Annotated in this window: 13 protein-coding genes and 1 pseudogene; 7 read left to right on the forward strand and 7 right to left on the reverse strand. The window is 71.5% G+C overall.

Going from position 1 to position 13607, the window contains the following annotated elements:
* Positions 1–201: 201 nt before the first annotated feature.
* A complete protein-coding gene (locus SRB17_RS09775; protein ID WP_153536807.1) occupies positions 202–447 on the reverse strand; it encodes a hypothetical protein in 246 nt (81 codons plus the stop codon).
* A 441-nt stretch (positions 448–888) separates the two neighbouring features.
* Between SRB17_RS09775 and SRB17_RS09780 the strand changes: the two genes are divergently transcribed.
* The 4 genes from SRB17_RS09780 to SRB17_RS09795 all read left to right on the forward strand — a co-directional run bounded on the left by SRB17_RS09780 (position 889) and on the right by SRB17_RS09795 (position 5245).
* Positions 889–2139 carry a PP2C family protein-serine/threonine phosphatase gene (locus SRB17_RS09780; RefSeq protein WP_323375243.1) on the forward strand — a complete coding sequence of 417 codons (1251 nt, stop codon included), beginning with the start codon at positions 889–891 and terminating at the stop codon, positions 2137–2139.
* 105 nt (positions 2140–2244) lie between these two features.
* Positions 2245–2712: a hypothetical protein gene (locus tag SRB17_RS09785; RefSeq protein ID WP_153536809.1), complete on the forward strand. Its 468-nt coding sequence runs from the start codon at positions 2245–2247 to the stop codon at positions 2710–2712.
* A 125-nt stretch (positions 2713–2837) separates the two neighbouring features.
* Positions 2838–3968 carry a PLP-dependent cysteine synthase family protein gene (locus tag SRB17_RS09790; RefSeq protein WP_153536811.1) on the forward strand — a complete coding sequence of 377 codons (1131 nt, stop codon included), beginning with the start codon at positions 2838–2840 and terminating at the stop codon, positions 3966–3968.
* Complete coding sequence (locus SRB17_RS09795) at positions 3965–5245, forward strand: MFS transporter (protein ID WP_153536813.1); 1281 nt, start codon at positions 3965–3967, stop codon at positions 5243–5245. Before SRB17_RS09790 ends, SRB17_RS09795 begins: the two co-directional genes overlap by 4 nt.
* Before the next feature lie 169 nt (positions 5246–5414).
* Here SRB17_RS09795 and SRB17_RS09800 read toward each other — a convergent pair whose 3' ends face one another.
* Positions 5415–5825, reverse strand: coding sequence for an ArsR/SmtB family transcription factor (locus SRB17_RS09800; RefSeq protein ID WP_153536815.1), 411 nt, complete (start codon positions 5823–5825; stop codon positions 5415–5417).
* 112 nt (positions 5826–5937) lie between these two features.
* Here SRB17_RS09800 and SRB17_RS09805 point away from each other — a divergent pair, with 112 nt between their 5' ends.
* On the forward strand, positions 5938–7914 hold the full coding sequence (locus SRB17_RS09805; RefSeq protein WP_153536817.1) for a heavy metal translocating P-type ATPase: 1977 nt from the start codon (positions 5938–5940) through the stop codon (positions 7912–7914).
* A pseudogene (locus tag SRB17_RS09810) lies at positions 7911–8280 on the forward strand ((2Fe-2S) ferredoxin domain-containing protein); the annotation flags it as partial. The gene SRB17_RS09805 and the pseudogene SRB17_RS09810, both read left to right, overlap by 4 nt.
* A 190-nt stretch (positions 8281–8470) precedes the next feature.
* On the opposite strand, the gene SRB17_RS09815 reads toward SRB17_RS09810, so the two are convergent.
* From SRB17_RS09815 to SRB17_RS09825, 3 genes are all read right to left on the reverse strand, one after another.
* Entirely contained in the window at positions 8471–9025 is a 555-nt protein-coding gene (locus SRB17_RS09815) for a hypothetical protein (protein WP_153536819.1), read from the reverse strand.
* Between the two features lie 182 nt (positions 9026–9207).
* A complete protein-coding gene (locus SRB17_RS09820; RefSeq protein ID WP_153536821.1) occupies positions 9208–9459 on the reverse strand; it encodes a hypothetical protein in 252 nt (83 codons plus the stop codon).
* A 299-nt stretch (positions 9460–9758) separates the two neighbouring features.
* On the reverse strand, positions 9759–9983 hold the full coding sequence (locus SRB17_RS09825) for a hypothetical protein (protein WP_153536823.1): 225 nt from the start codon (positions 9981–9983) through the stop codon (positions 9759–9761).
* 292 nt (positions 9984–10275) lie between these two features.
* Between SRB17_RS09825 and SRB17_RS46065 the strand changes: the two genes are divergently transcribed.
* Positions 10276–10665 (forward strand): SMI1/KNR4 family protein, encoded by a 390-nt coding sequence (locus SRB17_RS46065; RefSeq protein ID WP_228395936.1) that lies wholly within the window; start codon positions 10276–10278, stop codon positions 10663–10665.
* A gap of 218 nt (positions 10666–10883) precedes the next feature.
* Here the strand turns inward: SRB17_RS46065 and SRB17_RS09835 are convergent, their stop codons facing one another.
* Entirely contained in the window at positions 10884–11630 is a 747-nt protein-coding gene (locus SRB17_RS09835) for an SDR family oxidoreductase (protein WP_153536825.1), read from the reverse strand.
* A 166-nt stretch (positions 11631–11796) separates the two neighbouring features.
* Positions 11797–13497 carry an L-aspartate oxidase gene (locus tag SRB17_RS09840; protein WP_153538146.1) on the reverse strand — a complete coding sequence of 567 codons (1701 nt, stop codon included), beginning with the start codon at positions 13495–13497 and terminating at the stop codon, positions 11797–11799.
* Positions 13498–13607 lie beyond the last annotated feature (110 nt).

The raw sequence follows: 13607 nt of genomic DNA on the forward strand, positions 1-13607 counted from the left end.
CTGGCCGTGTCCCTGGAGGAACGGTTTGGTGGTGAGGAGGAGCGGGGCGGTGAAGGCCGGCAGATGGCGCAGGGGGATGTGGTCGGGGGCGTCCGCGCCGTCGGTGCGGTTCTTGACGGGCGCGGGTGTGGCGCCGGCCGATCTCGGGCTGGTGGCCGACGGGGGCCCGACACCTGCGGCACCGACGAGGTGGCCCGCTCCTCACTTGTCCGTACCGCTGCACTTGTCCGTACTGCTGCCCGCTCGCCGTCGGCGGGACGGCCGCGTCTCGCGCCGCGCGGGCGGGTCGTGCACGGCCCGGGGAAGCAGGTCACCCGGCAGCAGGCCGAGAGCGAGGACGGAGGCGACGACGTAGAGCAGTGCCGCGCGGCGCTGCGGCCGTTGGCGGACGCGTCGGCCCGCTCCAGGTATTCGCCGGACTTGGGCGTCGAGGGAGTACTTCCGCATGGCGGTCGTGTGCCCTTTCTCTGTCTGCAGCGGATACCCGTGGGGCGCCGACGAGTCCGCTGATCGGTTCGACTCGACGGGCGCCGGCAGGAGCCGGACCTGTGCCGGCTCGATGGCACCTGATGCCACGGAACCACACGAGCAGGCGCCGCGCGTCCGGCGGACTGCTCCGAGCCGGGTGCGCGCGCACGACCGCACATCGGGCGAGGCGATGACGGCGTCGAGTCAGGCGCCGTGGACCGTCCGCTTCCTCCGATCACCCCGCTTCGAACACACGGACGATGGCCTCGTTCGGGGTGATGTGCGCCCGGCAGGCCTGCACACCGTCCGATCGGCCGCGACCCGGTAGCCGCCCACGTGGGCGACGGCGGGCGCAGCCGGGGGGCGACGCCTAGATTGAAGGTGAGGCTGAGGCCATGGGTCGGGAAGGGGGTGCTGCCGGTGGCATCGCGGGTCGACCACGCGGCGCTGTTCGCCGCGACACCGAGCCCTTACCCGGTGCTGGGCCCGGACCTGGTCATCGTGGACGTGAACCGGGCCTATCTGGCGGCCACCGGCCGTACCCGGGAGGACCTGCTCGGCCGGCACATCTTCAACGCGTTCCCCGACAACCCCGCCGACCCCGAGGCCGACGGGGTCCGCAACCTCGACGCCTCCCTGCATCGCGTCCTCGCCACTCGCCAGGCCGACACGATGGCGCTGCAGAAGTACGACATCCCCGTCATGGACCGTCCAGGGGTGTTCGAGGAGCGCTGGTGGTCCCCGGTGAACACCCCGGTCCTCGGCCCCGACGGGCAGGTGGCCTACATCATCCACCGGGTCGAGGACGTCACCGCGTTCGTCAAGGCCCACCAGGCAGCCCACCCCGCCGCCGCCCTGCTGAGCGAACACCTGGACGAAACCCAGGCGCTGGAGGCCGAACTGTACGCACGGGCACGGGAACTGCAGCGGCTGAACGAGGAACTGCGGCAGGCCCACACCCGCGAACGCGAGGTCGCCGTCACCCTGCAGCAGGCCATGCTGCATGCCCCCGACCTGGCCCGCCACCGCGATGTCGCGGTGCGCTATCTTCCCGCCACCGGCTCCCTCAACGTGTGCGGCGACTGGTACGACGTCGTCGACATCCCACCCGACCGCATCGCCCTCGCGGTCGGCGACGTCATCGGCCACGGCCTCGACGCCGCCGCCGTCATGGGCATGCTGCGCAGTGCCCTGTCCGCCGCCATCCGCGCCCTGGAACGCCCCGCCCAGGCGCTGGAAGTGCTCGGGTTGTACGCCCGGTCCATCGACGGGGCGCTCGGCACCACCGCCGTCAAAGCGATCATCGACACCCGCAGCCGCCTGATCACCTACAGCAGCGCGGGGCACCCACCGCCGGTCCTCGTCCGCAGCGAGGGCCGCTGCGAACTGCTCGACCAGGCCACCGACCCGCCACTCGGCACCCGTCCCGTGCACGTCCCCCGCCCGCAGGCGAGTGCGTCCTACAAGTGCGGGGACACCCTCGTGCTGTACACCGACGGGCTGATCGAGCGCAGGGACGAGGACATCGACGTCGGCCTGAGCCGGCTGACCGACGTGCTCGGCGACTGCGTCGGCCTCGGCACCGAGCAGTTCGCCGACACCGTCCTGGCGCGCCTCGGCGTCGCCAGCGGCGGCCGCGACGACGTGGCGCTGATCGTCGTCCGGCTCTGAACAACCGGAACTCCGCGGTGGCCTGGCGCAGGCGCTCGCTCGAATAATTCACCCGAAAGCGGCTGAAAGCTGCCATATCGCGGCGAGCTGCATACGATCTTTCGCATGCCGCAGGAATCGGCCGGCCGCCCGGAGAGGCGTGCGCCGGCCCTTGCTCTCCTCGTGGGCCTGGCGCTGTTGCTCGTGGCCCACGTCGTGTCCTGCGCCCTGCACCCCGCTGATGCGCACTCGCACACCGTGGCGGAGACCATGGCGATGACGAGTGCGGTCCCGAGCGCCGTCGGCGTCGTCCCGCCGCTCGGATCCGACGCCGCGGCCAGTTCCGCGGACCGTGACGCCGGTGAACACCCCGGCCACGGCACCGGGTGCTGTGATCCGGCCGACCGGCCCGCCGACCTGCGCGCGTCCACGGCAGCTCTGCTCCTGGCGCTGCTCCTGCTCGTCCTCGCACGGACCGGCCGTGCGGGCGCCCCGCTGCTGCCGAGTGCGCCGCCGGGAGGAGCGGGCCCGGAGCCCCCGTCGGCTTCCGGTGGACTCCCTCTCCTGCGTCTCGTCTGCGTCAGCCGTACCTGACAGAGCTGCCCCGGCCGTGCCCCCGAGGGTGAACCCCGGAAGGTGCACGCCGCCGGGCATCACGCATGCTCCGTACGGCACACACAGCGGCCCATGGTCATCACGGGCCGCAGAAGGACGACTCCATGAGTACAGCTCTGCGCAGTGTCTCTGCGCGCGACATCAGCTCCTTCCTCGCAGCACACGAACTCCCGGAACCGGCCGGAGCCCCGCGCCGGTCGCCGGCCGGCATGGTCGGCAACACCCCCGTCCTGTGGGTGGGCGAGCCCTTCAACCCGCCCGGGCGCGGGTTCTGGGCCAAGCTGGAGGGCGCCAACCCCGGTGGCCTCAAGGACCGGTCGGCCCTCCACATGGTCGCCGCCGCCCGCAAGCGCGGCGATCTCCGACCGGGCGCACCCGTCATCGAGTCCACCAGCGGCACGCTCGGCCTCGGTCTCGCCCTGGCCGGCATCACCTACGGCCATCCCGTCACCCTGGTCACCGACCCCGGCATGGAGCCGCTCATGCTGCACCAGCTGCACGCACTCGGGGCGCACGTCGACGTGGTCACCGAGCCGCACCCGGTGGGCGGCTGGCAGGAGGCACGCCGCCGGCGGGTGGGCGAACTGCTCGCGCGCACGCCTTCGGCCTGGTGCCCCGATCAGTACAACAACCCGGACAACGTCGCCGCGTACGCGACGCTCGCCCTCGAACTGGTCGTCCAGCTCGGCCGCGTCGACGTCCTGGTGGCGGCCGTCGGCACCGGAGGCCACTCCGCCGGCATCGCCCGCACGCTGCGTACGTTCCATCCCGAGCTGCGGCTCGTCGGCGTCGACTCGGTGCACTCCACCGTCTTCGGCCAGCCCGCCGGCCCGCGCCTGATGCGCGGCCTCGGCAGCAGCATCCACCCCGGAAACGTCGACCACGCGGCCTTCGACGAGGCGCACTGGGTGGCCCCCGGCGAAGCTGTCCGGACCTGCCGCCGGTTGGCCCGCGGCCACTACACCAGCGGCGGCTGGAGCGTGGGCGCGGTCGCCCTCGTGGCCAACTGGATCGCCCGTACACAGCCGGAACACACCCGCATCGTGGCGATCTTCCCCGACGGTGTGCACCGCTACTGGAACACCGTCTACAGCGACGACTATTGCCGCGCCCATGACCTGCTGGGAAGCCGGCCGGCCGCAGACCCGGACGAGATCGCCCATCCCGGTGACCAGGTGGTCGAGCGGTGGACCCGCTGTACGAACGTCACCGTGCCGGAGGGAGCTGCCCGATGAGGTCCCTGGTCACGGAGTTCCGTTCCTTCAGCTGGTGCGCCCGGCTCCTGATGGTCCAGCAGTTCACCATCAATACCGCCTTCTACATGCTCATGCCCTACCTGGCCGTGCATCTGGCGGACGGAGTGGGCATGGCCGCTTGGGCGGTCGGCCTGGTGCTGGGGGTGCGCAACTTCACCCAGCAGGGGATGTTCCTCGTCGGCGGCACGCTCGCCGACCGGCTCGGCCACAAGCCCACGATCATGGCAGGGTGCCTGCTGCGCACCGCCGGCTTCGGCCTCCTCGGCTTCGTCGACGCCCTGCCCGCCCTCGTCGTGGCCTCGGCCGCGACCGGATTCGCGGGGGCGCTGTTCAACCCCGCCGTACGGGCCTGCCTCGCCCAGGAAGCGGGGGAGCGGCGGGTGGAGGCCTTCGCCGCCTTCAACGTCTTCTACCAGGCCGGCATGTTCGTCGGCCCTCTGGTCGGGCTGGCACTGCTGGCCACCGACTTCCGGCTGGTCTGCTCGGTGGCGGCTGCGCTGTTCCTCGCCCTGACCGTCGTCCAGCTGCGCCTCCTGCCCGGCCGCAACGGCAGCGCGTCGGGCGGATCGGGTGGCGTGCTCACCGACTGGCGCAGCGTCGTCCGCAACCGTCCCTTCCTCCTCTTCTCCCTGGCCATGATCGGCTCCTACGTCCTGTCCTTCCAGGTCTATCTGGCGCTGCCGCTCCAGGCCCACCGGGTGGCGCCGGGCAGCGGCGACGCGGTCACCACGGCCCTGTTCGCGGTCTCCGCAGCCGTGGCCGTGGTCGGGCAGTTGAGGATCACCGCGTGGGCCCGGGCCCGCTGGTCCGCGCAGCGTGCGATCGTCCACGGCATCGCTCTCATGGGCGCGGCATTCGTGCCCCTCGTGGTGACGGACGCGGTGGTCGACAGAAGGTCCGGCCTCCTGGACTGGATCCTGGAACTCCTGTCGCTGTTCACCGCGGTGGCCCTGCTCGGGCTGGGCACGGCCACGGTGTATCCGTTCGAGATGGACACCGTCGTCTCGCTCGCCGACGGCCGGCTCGTCGCCACGCACTACGGGCTCTACAACACCGTCTCCGGGCTGGGCATCACCCTGGGCAATCTGGTCACCGGCGCGGTGTGGGACGCCGCCCATAGCCTCGGCCACCCGGAGCTTTCCTGGGCAGCGCTGGCGGCGACGGGCGCGCTCTGTGCCGGCTGTGTCGCGCTGCTCGTGCGATCCGGCCGCCTGAACCCCCGGCGGGAGCCCGAACCGTTGGCGGTGGTCTCGTGACGGCGGGCGCACCGCACGCTCGACGGAAGAGCAACCTCTTCCCACCGGACGCCCCGAGCGCCTTGCACGTCGCAGGCGCCGGGGTGTCCGCCTCAGCGGGCCGAGTGGAAGGCACGCAGACAGGCGCGGTACACCCGCACTCGCGTCGCCCGGCGGGGCGGATCGCGGGTCATGCGATCGGGGCCGCCGCCTCTTCCGGTTCTGGCTCCCCTTCGGTGAGGGTGGCGGTGGAGTCGGTCAGGCCGAGGCGGAGGTGCTCCACGTGATAGATGGCCTGGTCGATGAGTTCGGCGACGTGGTTGTCGTAGAGGGAGTACACGATCGAGCGGCCGTTGCGGGTTCCGACGACGAGGCCGAGGTTGCGCAGCAGGCGAAGCTGGTGGGAGCAGGCGGACTGCTCCATGCCCACCTCGGCGGCCAGTTCGGTCGCGGGCAGGGAGCCTTCGCGAAGCCGGGCGAGGATGAGCAGCCGTGAGGGGGTCGCCAGCGCCTGAAGGGTGGTGGCGACCTTGGCGGCGCTGTCGGCGTCCAGATGCCGGCGCGGGACGCTTCCGGCTGGCGGTGCGGCTCCATGACCCATGCGCCCATGTTACGGCACCACTCATGAACACATGAATGACTCTTCATTCATTCCTGCTACGGTGGCGGGAGAACCCCGCTCTGCCCGTTCACCGTGAAGGACCCCCGTGTCGATGTCTTCCACTCTCACCCGCCCGGCGCCGCAGGGTCCCGCGCGGGAGGCTGTGGCGCCCCGCCGCCGCACCCGGATCTTCGCCCTGCCCGAGGCTCGCTGGGCGGCTGCGGCGCTGGTGCTGTTCCTCGTCGCCCTACCGCTGTATCTGCTGGGGGCGCCGGTGTGGACGTGGGGGCCGCTGTTCGCCCTCACCTATGCGACCGGCGGCTGGGAGCCGGGCTGGGCGGGACTGCGGGAGCTGCGGGAGAAGACGCTGGACGTGGACCTGCTGATGGTGGTCGCCGCACTCGGAGCGGCGGCGATCGGACAGGCGCTGGACGGTGCGCTGCTGATCGTCATCTTCGCGACCTCCGGTGCTTTGGAGGCGATCGCCACCGCCCGCACCGCCGACTCCGTGCGCGGCCTGCTCGACCTCGCCCCCGCCACGGCCACCCGGCTCGCCGACGACGACACCGAGGAAACGGTGCCGACCGAGCGGCTCGCAGTGGGTGAGGTCATCCTGGTCCGGCCCGGGGAACGCATCGGTGCCGACGGCCGGGTGCTGGCCGGCGCGAGCGAGGTGGACCAGGCCACGATCACCGGCGAGCCGCTGCCGGTGCCGAAGGAGGCCGGGGACGAGGTGTTCGCCGGCACCCTGAACGGCACCGGCGCGCTGCGGGTGGAGGTGGAGCGCGACCCTGCCGACTCGGTGATCGCCCGGATCGTGGCCATGGTCGAGGAAGCCTCCGAGACCAAGGCGCCCACCCAGCTGTTCATCGAGAAGGTCGAACAGCGCTACAGCCTCGGCATGGTCGCCGCCACCCTCGCCCTGTTCGTCCTCCCCCTGCTGTTCGGCGCCGACCTGAGGCCGACACTGCTCCGCGCGATGACGTTCATGATCGTCGCCTCGCCCTGCGCGGTGGTGCTGGCCACCATGCCCCCGCTGTTGTCCGCCATCGCCAACGCCGGACGGCACGGCGTGCTGGTGAAGTCGGCCGTGGTCATGGAACGGCTCGGACAGGTGGACGCGATCGCCCTGGACAAGACCGGCACGCTGACCGAGGGCACCCCGCGCGTGACCGACATCCGCCCGCTGGCCGCCTCGGGCCTTACGGAGGGCGAGGTGCTGCGGCTGGCGGCGGCGGCCGAGCACCCCAGCGAGCACCCGCTGGCCCGCGCGATCGTGGACGCCGCCCGCGCCCGCCACCTGCACATCCCGCTGGTGGAGGACTTCGCCTCCGCCCCGGGCGCCGGGGTGAGCGCGAAGGTGGAGGGCCGCGCCGTCGCGGTAGGCAGCCCCGCCCGCGTCCTGGAAGACCCTGCCGGTCACCCGGCCGTCGCTGTGGCCGCCGGCCTGGAGCAGGAGGGCCGTACCGCCGTGCTGGTCACGGTCGACGGCACCCCGGTGGCGGTGCTGGGCCTCGCCGACCGGCTGCGGGACGAGGCCGCCGCCACGGTCGCCGCCCTGGGCGGGCTGACCGGCGCCGCCCCGGTGCTGGTCACCGGCGACAACCCCCGAGCGGCGGCCCGGCTCGCCGCCGAGGTCGGTGTCACCGACGTCCGCGCCGGTCTCCTCCCGCAGGACAAGGTCGCCGCGGTGCAGGAGATGGCGCAGGCCGGGCGGAAGGTGCTGGTGGTCGGCGACGGCGTCAACGACGCCCCCGCGCTTGCCGCAGCCCATACTGGCATCGCCATGGGCCGGGCAGGCTCCGACCTCGCCCTGGAGACCGCCGACGCCGTCGTCGTCCGCGACGAACTGGCCACCCTTCCCACGGTCGTACGCCTCTCGCGCCGAGCGCGCAGCCTGGTGGTGCAGAACCTGGTCATCGCCGCGGTGTTCATCACCGGACTGGTCGTCTGGGATCTGGCCGGCACCCTGCCGCTGCCGCTGGGCGTCGCCGGGCACGAGGGTTCCACGGTCATCGTCGGCCTCAACGGCCTGCGCCTGCTGGCCGATGGCGCCTGGCACCGTGCCCGTACGGGAACGGACCGGTGAGCGACCGGGGCCGCGGACCGGTCACCGCGGCTGACGGTCCCGCCCGCTGCACCGTCACCGTGCGCCGCGGCTGCTGTTGCGGCACCGGGAAGATCCCCGGTGTGGACCACGCCGCCCAGCTTTCCCTGCTGCGGAAGGCGGTCGCCGACGCCGCGCAGGTCCGGGTGACCGGGTGCCTGGACGCCTGCGAGCCCGCCGACGTGATCGTCGTGCGGCCCTCGCCTGCCGGGCGAGCCGCCGGCGGGCGGGCGGTGTGGCTCGGCCTGGTCCACGACTCCGACGCAGCGGACGACATCGCCACGTGGATCGCGGCCGGTGGTCCCGCCCGGTGTGCTCGACCTGTACGCGTTCACACCGTCGCGACGCGCCCTCTCCTGGTGGCGCGAACGAGCGCTGTCCGGCCGACCTCCTGGGGCAGTGGCTGCACTCGTCAGATCCCGTCGCCACCACGTGATGTACGAGGGGGCCGCGATCTGACCGGCGGGCAGGCCCGCGAGGTCCGCGAGCGGTAAGGGACTTCGAGCGTGCGCGGGCGGTGGCCGCGTGAGGCGTGTGACTAGGAACGACGGGCGCGGTAGAGACCCCGGCCGGCGCGCTGGATGCGGGACCCGCCGACGAGGCGATCGAGCGTGCTGCGGACCGCGTTGATGCTTCCGCTGTCGGAGTCGCGGCCCAGAGCCGCGGCGACGTCACGTGCCCGTACATCGGCGTCGCCGACCGAGGCGAAGTACTCCATGATCTGCTCGGTGAGCTTGCCGTACTTCTTGGTCCCGTCCGCGCCGGCGTCGAACTCGGCGGGAGGTTCACCGTCGTTGCCGCGTGGCCGCCGCGCCGGGGGCACGGATACCGTCGCGGTGTCCACGGCCTCGGCGGTGGAGAGGCCGGCCTTCCGGGCGACGGGCGTCGGGGCATGGCTCTGCGACGCCGTGGCCGGGGCACGCATCAGAGTCTCCAGGGCGCCGAGAGCCCGTTGCACCGAACTGAGATGCGCCACGACCGCGGCGAGTTCCCTCTCGAGCGCCTGCTTCTGGATCTGCAGGCGCGCACATTCCTCCTGCAGGCTCTCAGCGGTGACCTCGACATCATGTGCCGCGTGGGCTGCGGAGACCATGTGTTCCTCTCATCATCGACCCCTCGTGCCGCGCTTCGGCCCACCTGCGTGCCGCCCGGGCCTGGACGCGGAACGGGTACCCCTTGACATCTTAGGCACTGGCGCACACCGATTGGAGATGCACCGACGCCACGGTTTCCCGAGACAGGTCACCCGATGCAACGCACGGCACAATGTCGTTGTCAGTCGGTGTTCCCCCGGCCCGACGGGCCGCACGATCCGCACCGCTCCTCCCCGTCCGGCGTCTCGGCCGACGCGGGAGCAACGCCGCCCAGCAGACGAAGCGTGTCGGATATTGCCTTGATGCGCACGTCGACATGGCCGAGCTCCTCGCGAAGCATGCGCAGCCGGGCCTCGAGGAGCGCGGCCTCGGCCGCCAGGGACACACTGGTGACGGCGGGGTCGGAGTGTTCGTCGGGGTCTGGTGGCATCATGCGTCCCTCTGCTCCCTTGCGGCTGACGGCTGACGGCTGACGGCTGACGGAGGGCGGCTCGCGTGACGCCCTCCGTATGGACCGGACAGCCGACGGGCCTGTGACAGCCGGACGGTTTCACCTCGGGCCGTGATCAAATGCAAGGTCGTAATTGTTCACCGGGTCGACTGAACAGCGTGTGAGACAGTGTCATCCCGTCGCACTGAGGGCCGGTGGCTGGACCACCTGCAAGGTCTGCCGCGCGCTCGTCCTCGACCGCGCTGCACGGCAACTGCGCCTTCTGCTGCGCCCGGTTGCCGTCACGGGGAACGGGCCAGGCCGACATGGCCCAGACCGTCCTGAACCACCCGCAGGACCTCGACCTGATCGGCCGTGGCCCCGACCCCGCCCCGAGTCACCCGGTCGGGGTCACGGTCCGCACGACGGATGGCCGCGCAGACCGCGTGCGCCGGGCCGCAGGCCTCGTCGACCACGTAGTACAGCCAGAAGTGCCGGAGGTCGGCGGTGTGGAACCGGAGGCCCACGAGCCACCCACCCGTCTCCATGAGAGGGCAGCCGGTGGAGATCCGACCGCTGTCCGTGACAGCGGTGGCGGCAGCACCCTGCACAACACATCTGTCCGCCTCGAGCGACATGCCGTTCATCTCCCTTCCATCAACTTGACCGAACGGCACGCCCTTCAGTGACAGCCTCCTGTGCTTCTCCCGGCACGGGTCGGCCAGTTGAGGCTCCGCGGCCGGCTGACGGGAAGAGCCGGGCATCAGTGGTGAGGCCCGGCTGTGGCCGGTCGCGCGTCGTCTCCGGAGTCCGTTCCGCATGACGGCTGTCGCGCATTGCCGGGGCCGGTGGGTGACCGGCTCGGCCGGGTCCGTACTGTTCGTCCGGCGATCAGTCACGCTTGTCGAAACGCGGACCCCGGCCCGCGCCGACGGGGCTGTAGGCCGCCCACGGATCTCGCCGCTCTCCTCCCGCGAAAGCAACGGCATCGAGGGCGAGTACGGAGACGGGCTCGTCTGGTCGGCCGAGCGCATCGCCTCCGAGAACCAGAGCCTTCGCGAGGACGCTGAACTTGCCACGCTGTACATGCCGTTCGATCCACTGCTCTTCTTCGCGGACGCGGGGAACGGAGACCTGTTCGCGCTCCTGCCCAGGATCGACCGGCCCGACGTCTTCGTCTGGAACCACGAGGACGACAGCCGCACCTGAGTGGCACCGAGCCTGGCCACGTACCTGGAATGGTGGCTGACGGGGCGGATCAAGCTGTAACACCATGCCTCGGGGCCCACCGGGGGCCACGGTGAGATGATCTCGACGCGGCCGAGGAAGTCCGGGCCGGTGACATGCGCGTCCCACGCCGGTGAACCCGTCCCGAAACTTCGGAGCGCAAGGGGGCCCCGGCCTCGCAGCAGGAGCCCCTTCAGGGCTCACTGCTGCCGGGCGAGCCAGTCCGCGAACCTGGTCTCGGCGATGTGCGCGTCCGGCCCCGGCAGAAGCGTGTTCTCCTGCAGTTCGGCACCCCAGTACCGCGCCTGCGGGTCCGTGACGAGCGTGCGGGGGTCGTCCGTGGCGGTGAGTCCCATGCGGATGAACTCCTCGAGCCGGAACGCCTCGGGGCCCGCGACCTCCAACACACCGTTGACCGGGGCGCCGACCGAGGCGCGGCCGACGGCCGCGGCCACGTCGTCGGAGACGATGGGCTGGATCCTGGCGGCGGGCAGGCGCACGGTGTCGCCCTCGGTCATCCCGTCGGCGAGTCCCTTCGCGAACTCGAAGAACTGCGTGGCGTGGACGATGGAGTACGGCATGCCGGACTCCATGATCAGATCCTCCTGGACCTGCTTGGCCCGGAAGTACCCGCTCCCCTGGAGACGCTCGGTGCCGACCACGGAGAGGGCGACGTGGTGCGTCACGTCTGCGTCGGCCTCCGCCTTGAGGAGGTTGGTCGTGGAGGTACGGAAGAAGTCCATGACGGCCTGGTCCTCGAACGAGGGGGAGTTGGACACGTCGACCACGACCGACGCGCCCTGAAGGACCTCGGCCAGGCCCTCGCCGGTCAGGGTGTTGACACCGGTGTTGGGCGCTGCCGCGACAGCCTCGTGTCCGTGCTCGCCGAGCCTGGCGACCACCTTCGAGCCGATGAGCCCGGTCCCACCGATCACTACGACCTTCATGACGGAATCCTCTCGGAGGTGTTGTTTCCTGGTGCGGCCCGCCCCGGCGGGGAGCTGTGCACCGGCACCGACGTAATGCGGCCTGCACTGGATGAGACCGGACAGCGGCTCTCCCTGTGACACCGCATGCACGGCGAGCGAGGGATCGCGCCGACCCGGCCCGACGTCATTCGGCGAGCTTCCCGTCGGTCGAGACCTCTTCCATGAGCACGGAAATCTCGTCGGGGACGGCCGGAATGGTCTCGCGGGTGACGCCCGCCGTCGGGGACCACACGAGATTCACCTGCAGAGCGGGATCCTGCGCGGGGTAGTCGCTGCGGTTGTGACAACCGCGGGTCTCACGGCGCTCCAACGCCGCTTCGAGGGTGGCCCGGGCGGCCAGGGCGGCGGACTTCAGATCGAAGGCGTGGGCGAGGTCCTGGAAGCCCGCGATGTCCGGGTGTACACCGACGTCCTCCATCCTCTTCTCGATCGCCGCCAGCTCCGCCAGCCCGGTGCGCAGGCCTTCCTCGTCGCGTACGACGCCCGCGTGCTCGGTCATCGTGTTGCGGATGGCGCGCTGCAGCGCGCGGACGTTCTCCGGGCCGTCGGCCGCGAGCAGTTCGTCGATCTCCGCGCGGGCGGCCGCGATCGCCGGCGCCGACCGCGGCTGTGCGGTCAGCGACTGCGAGTAGGCGGCAGCGGCCCGGCCGGTGATGCGGCCGAAGACGAGCAGTTCGATGAGGCTGTTGCCGCCCAGCCGGTTGGCGCCGTGCAGCCCGCTCGACGCCTCACCGATGGCGTACAGGCCGCGCACGTCGGTGCTGTGGTCCTCGGGGCGCACCCACACCCCGCCCATCGAGTAGTGCGCGGTGGGCGCGATCTCGATGGGGTCGCGGGTGATGTCCAGCATCTGAAGGTCCAGCAGCGTCTGGTAGACCCGCGGCAGCCGGGTCATGATCGTCTGCCGGGGCAGGTGGGAGACGTCGAGCCACACTCCGCCCTTGGGGGTCCCGCGCCCTTCCTTGATCTCCGTGTAGGAGGCCAGGGCCACGCGGTCACGGGTGGACAGCTCCATGCGCACGGGGTCGTAGCGGCTCATGAACCGCTCGCCGAGCGCGTTGCGCAGGATGCCGCCCTCACCGCGGGCGGCCTCGCTGACGAGGGTGCCGGCCGCGTTCTCCGGCTCGATGATCCCGGAGGGGTGGAACTGGACCAGCTCGGGATCGCGCAGGCGGGCGCCGGCCTCCACGGCCAGGCGGAACGAGTCGCCCGTGTTCTCGTCACGGCGTGAGGAGGTGCGCCGCCAGATGCGTGTGTGGCCGCCCGCGGCGAGGATGACGGCATCGGCGTGGATCAGGTACCGGGTGCCATGGGTGAGGTCGAAGCCGTAGGCGCCGAAGACGGCGCCGTCGTGCGCCAGAAGGCGGGTGATGTAGACGCCGTCGAGCACGGGGATGCCGAGCTGTTCAGTGCGCCGGATGAGCGTGCGCTGGATCTCCAGGCCGGTGTAGTCGCCGGCGAAGGCGGTCCGCCGGAATTTGTGCGCGCCGAAGAAACGCTGGGAGATCCGGCCGTCCTCCTCCCTGGCGAAGGCCATGCCGTAGCGCTCCAGGTCGTCGATGCCGCGGGCGGCGCCCTGCGTGACGATCTCCACGGTCCGGGGGTCGGCCAGCAGATAGCTCTCCTTGAGCGTGTCGGCCGCGTGCTGCTGCCAGCTGTCCTGCGGATCCATGGTGGCCAGCGCCGCGTTGATGCCTCCGGCGGCGAGTGCGGTATGGGCGTCCTGCTTGGGGCGTTTGCCGACCGCGAGGACGTCGACACCGGCCTCGGCCAGTTCGATCGCCGCTCGCAGCCCGGCACCTCCGGTGCCGATCACCAGCACCATGGTGGAAAGTCGTTGTTCGGTGATAGCCACGGTCCACTCCGATCGCGGGGGTTGTCCCTCAGTACGACCGGACCGTCCGGTGATCTGTGACAGCTTGCGCCGCTCAGGGG

This window comes from Streptomyces sp. RB17 (assembly GCF_009604455.1).
Taxonomy (GTDB): Bacteria; Actinomycetota; Actinomycetes; order Streptomycetales; family Streptomycetaceae; genus Streptomyces.

Coding starts and splice junctions, on each gene's coding strand:
- SRB17_RS09805 (WP_153536817.1), top strand. CDS start 5,938: ATGTCTTCCACTCTCACCCGCCCGGCGCCGCAGGGTCCCGCGCGGGAG.
- SRB17_RS09835 (WP_153536825.1), bottom strand. CDS start 11,630: ATGAAGGTCGTAGTGATCGGTGGGACCGGGCTCATCGGCTCGAAGGTG.
- SRB17_RS09815 (WP_153536819.1), bottom strand. CDS start 9,025: ATGGTCTCCGCAGCCCACGCGGCACATGATGTCGAGGTCACCGCTGAG.
- SRB17_RS09790 (WP_153536811.1), top strand. CDS start 2,838: ATGAGTACAGCTCTGCGCAGTGTCTCTGCGCGCGACATCAGCTCCTTC.
- SRB17_RS09795 (WP_153536813.1), top strand. CDS start 3,965: ATGAGGTCCCTGGTCACGGAGTTCCGTTCCTTCAGCTGGTGCGCCCGG.
- SRB17_RS46065 (WP_228395936.1), top strand. CDS start 10,276: ATGACGGCTGTCGCGCATTGCCGGGGCCGGTGGGTGACCGGCTCGGCC.
- SRB17_RS09820 (WP_153536821.1), bottom strand. CDS start 9,459: ATGATGCCACCAGACCCCGACGAACACTCCGACCCCGCCGTCACCAGT.
- SRB17_RS09785 (WP_153536809.1), top strand. CDS start 2,245: ATGCCGCAGGAATCGGCCGGCCGCCCGGAGAGGCGTGCGCCGGCCCTT.
- SRB17_RS09800 (WP_153536815.1), bottom strand. CDS start 5,825: ATGGGTCATGGAGCCGCACCGCCAGCCGGAAGCGTCCCGCGCCGGCAT.
- SRB17_RS09775 (WP_153536807.1), bottom strand. CDS start 447: ATGCGGAAGTACTCCCTCGACGCCCAAGTCCGGCGAATACCTGGAGCG.
- SRB17_RS09840 (WP_153538146.1), bottom strand. CDS start 13,497: ATGGTGCTGGTGATCGGCACCGGAGGTGCCGGGCTGCGAGCGGCGATC.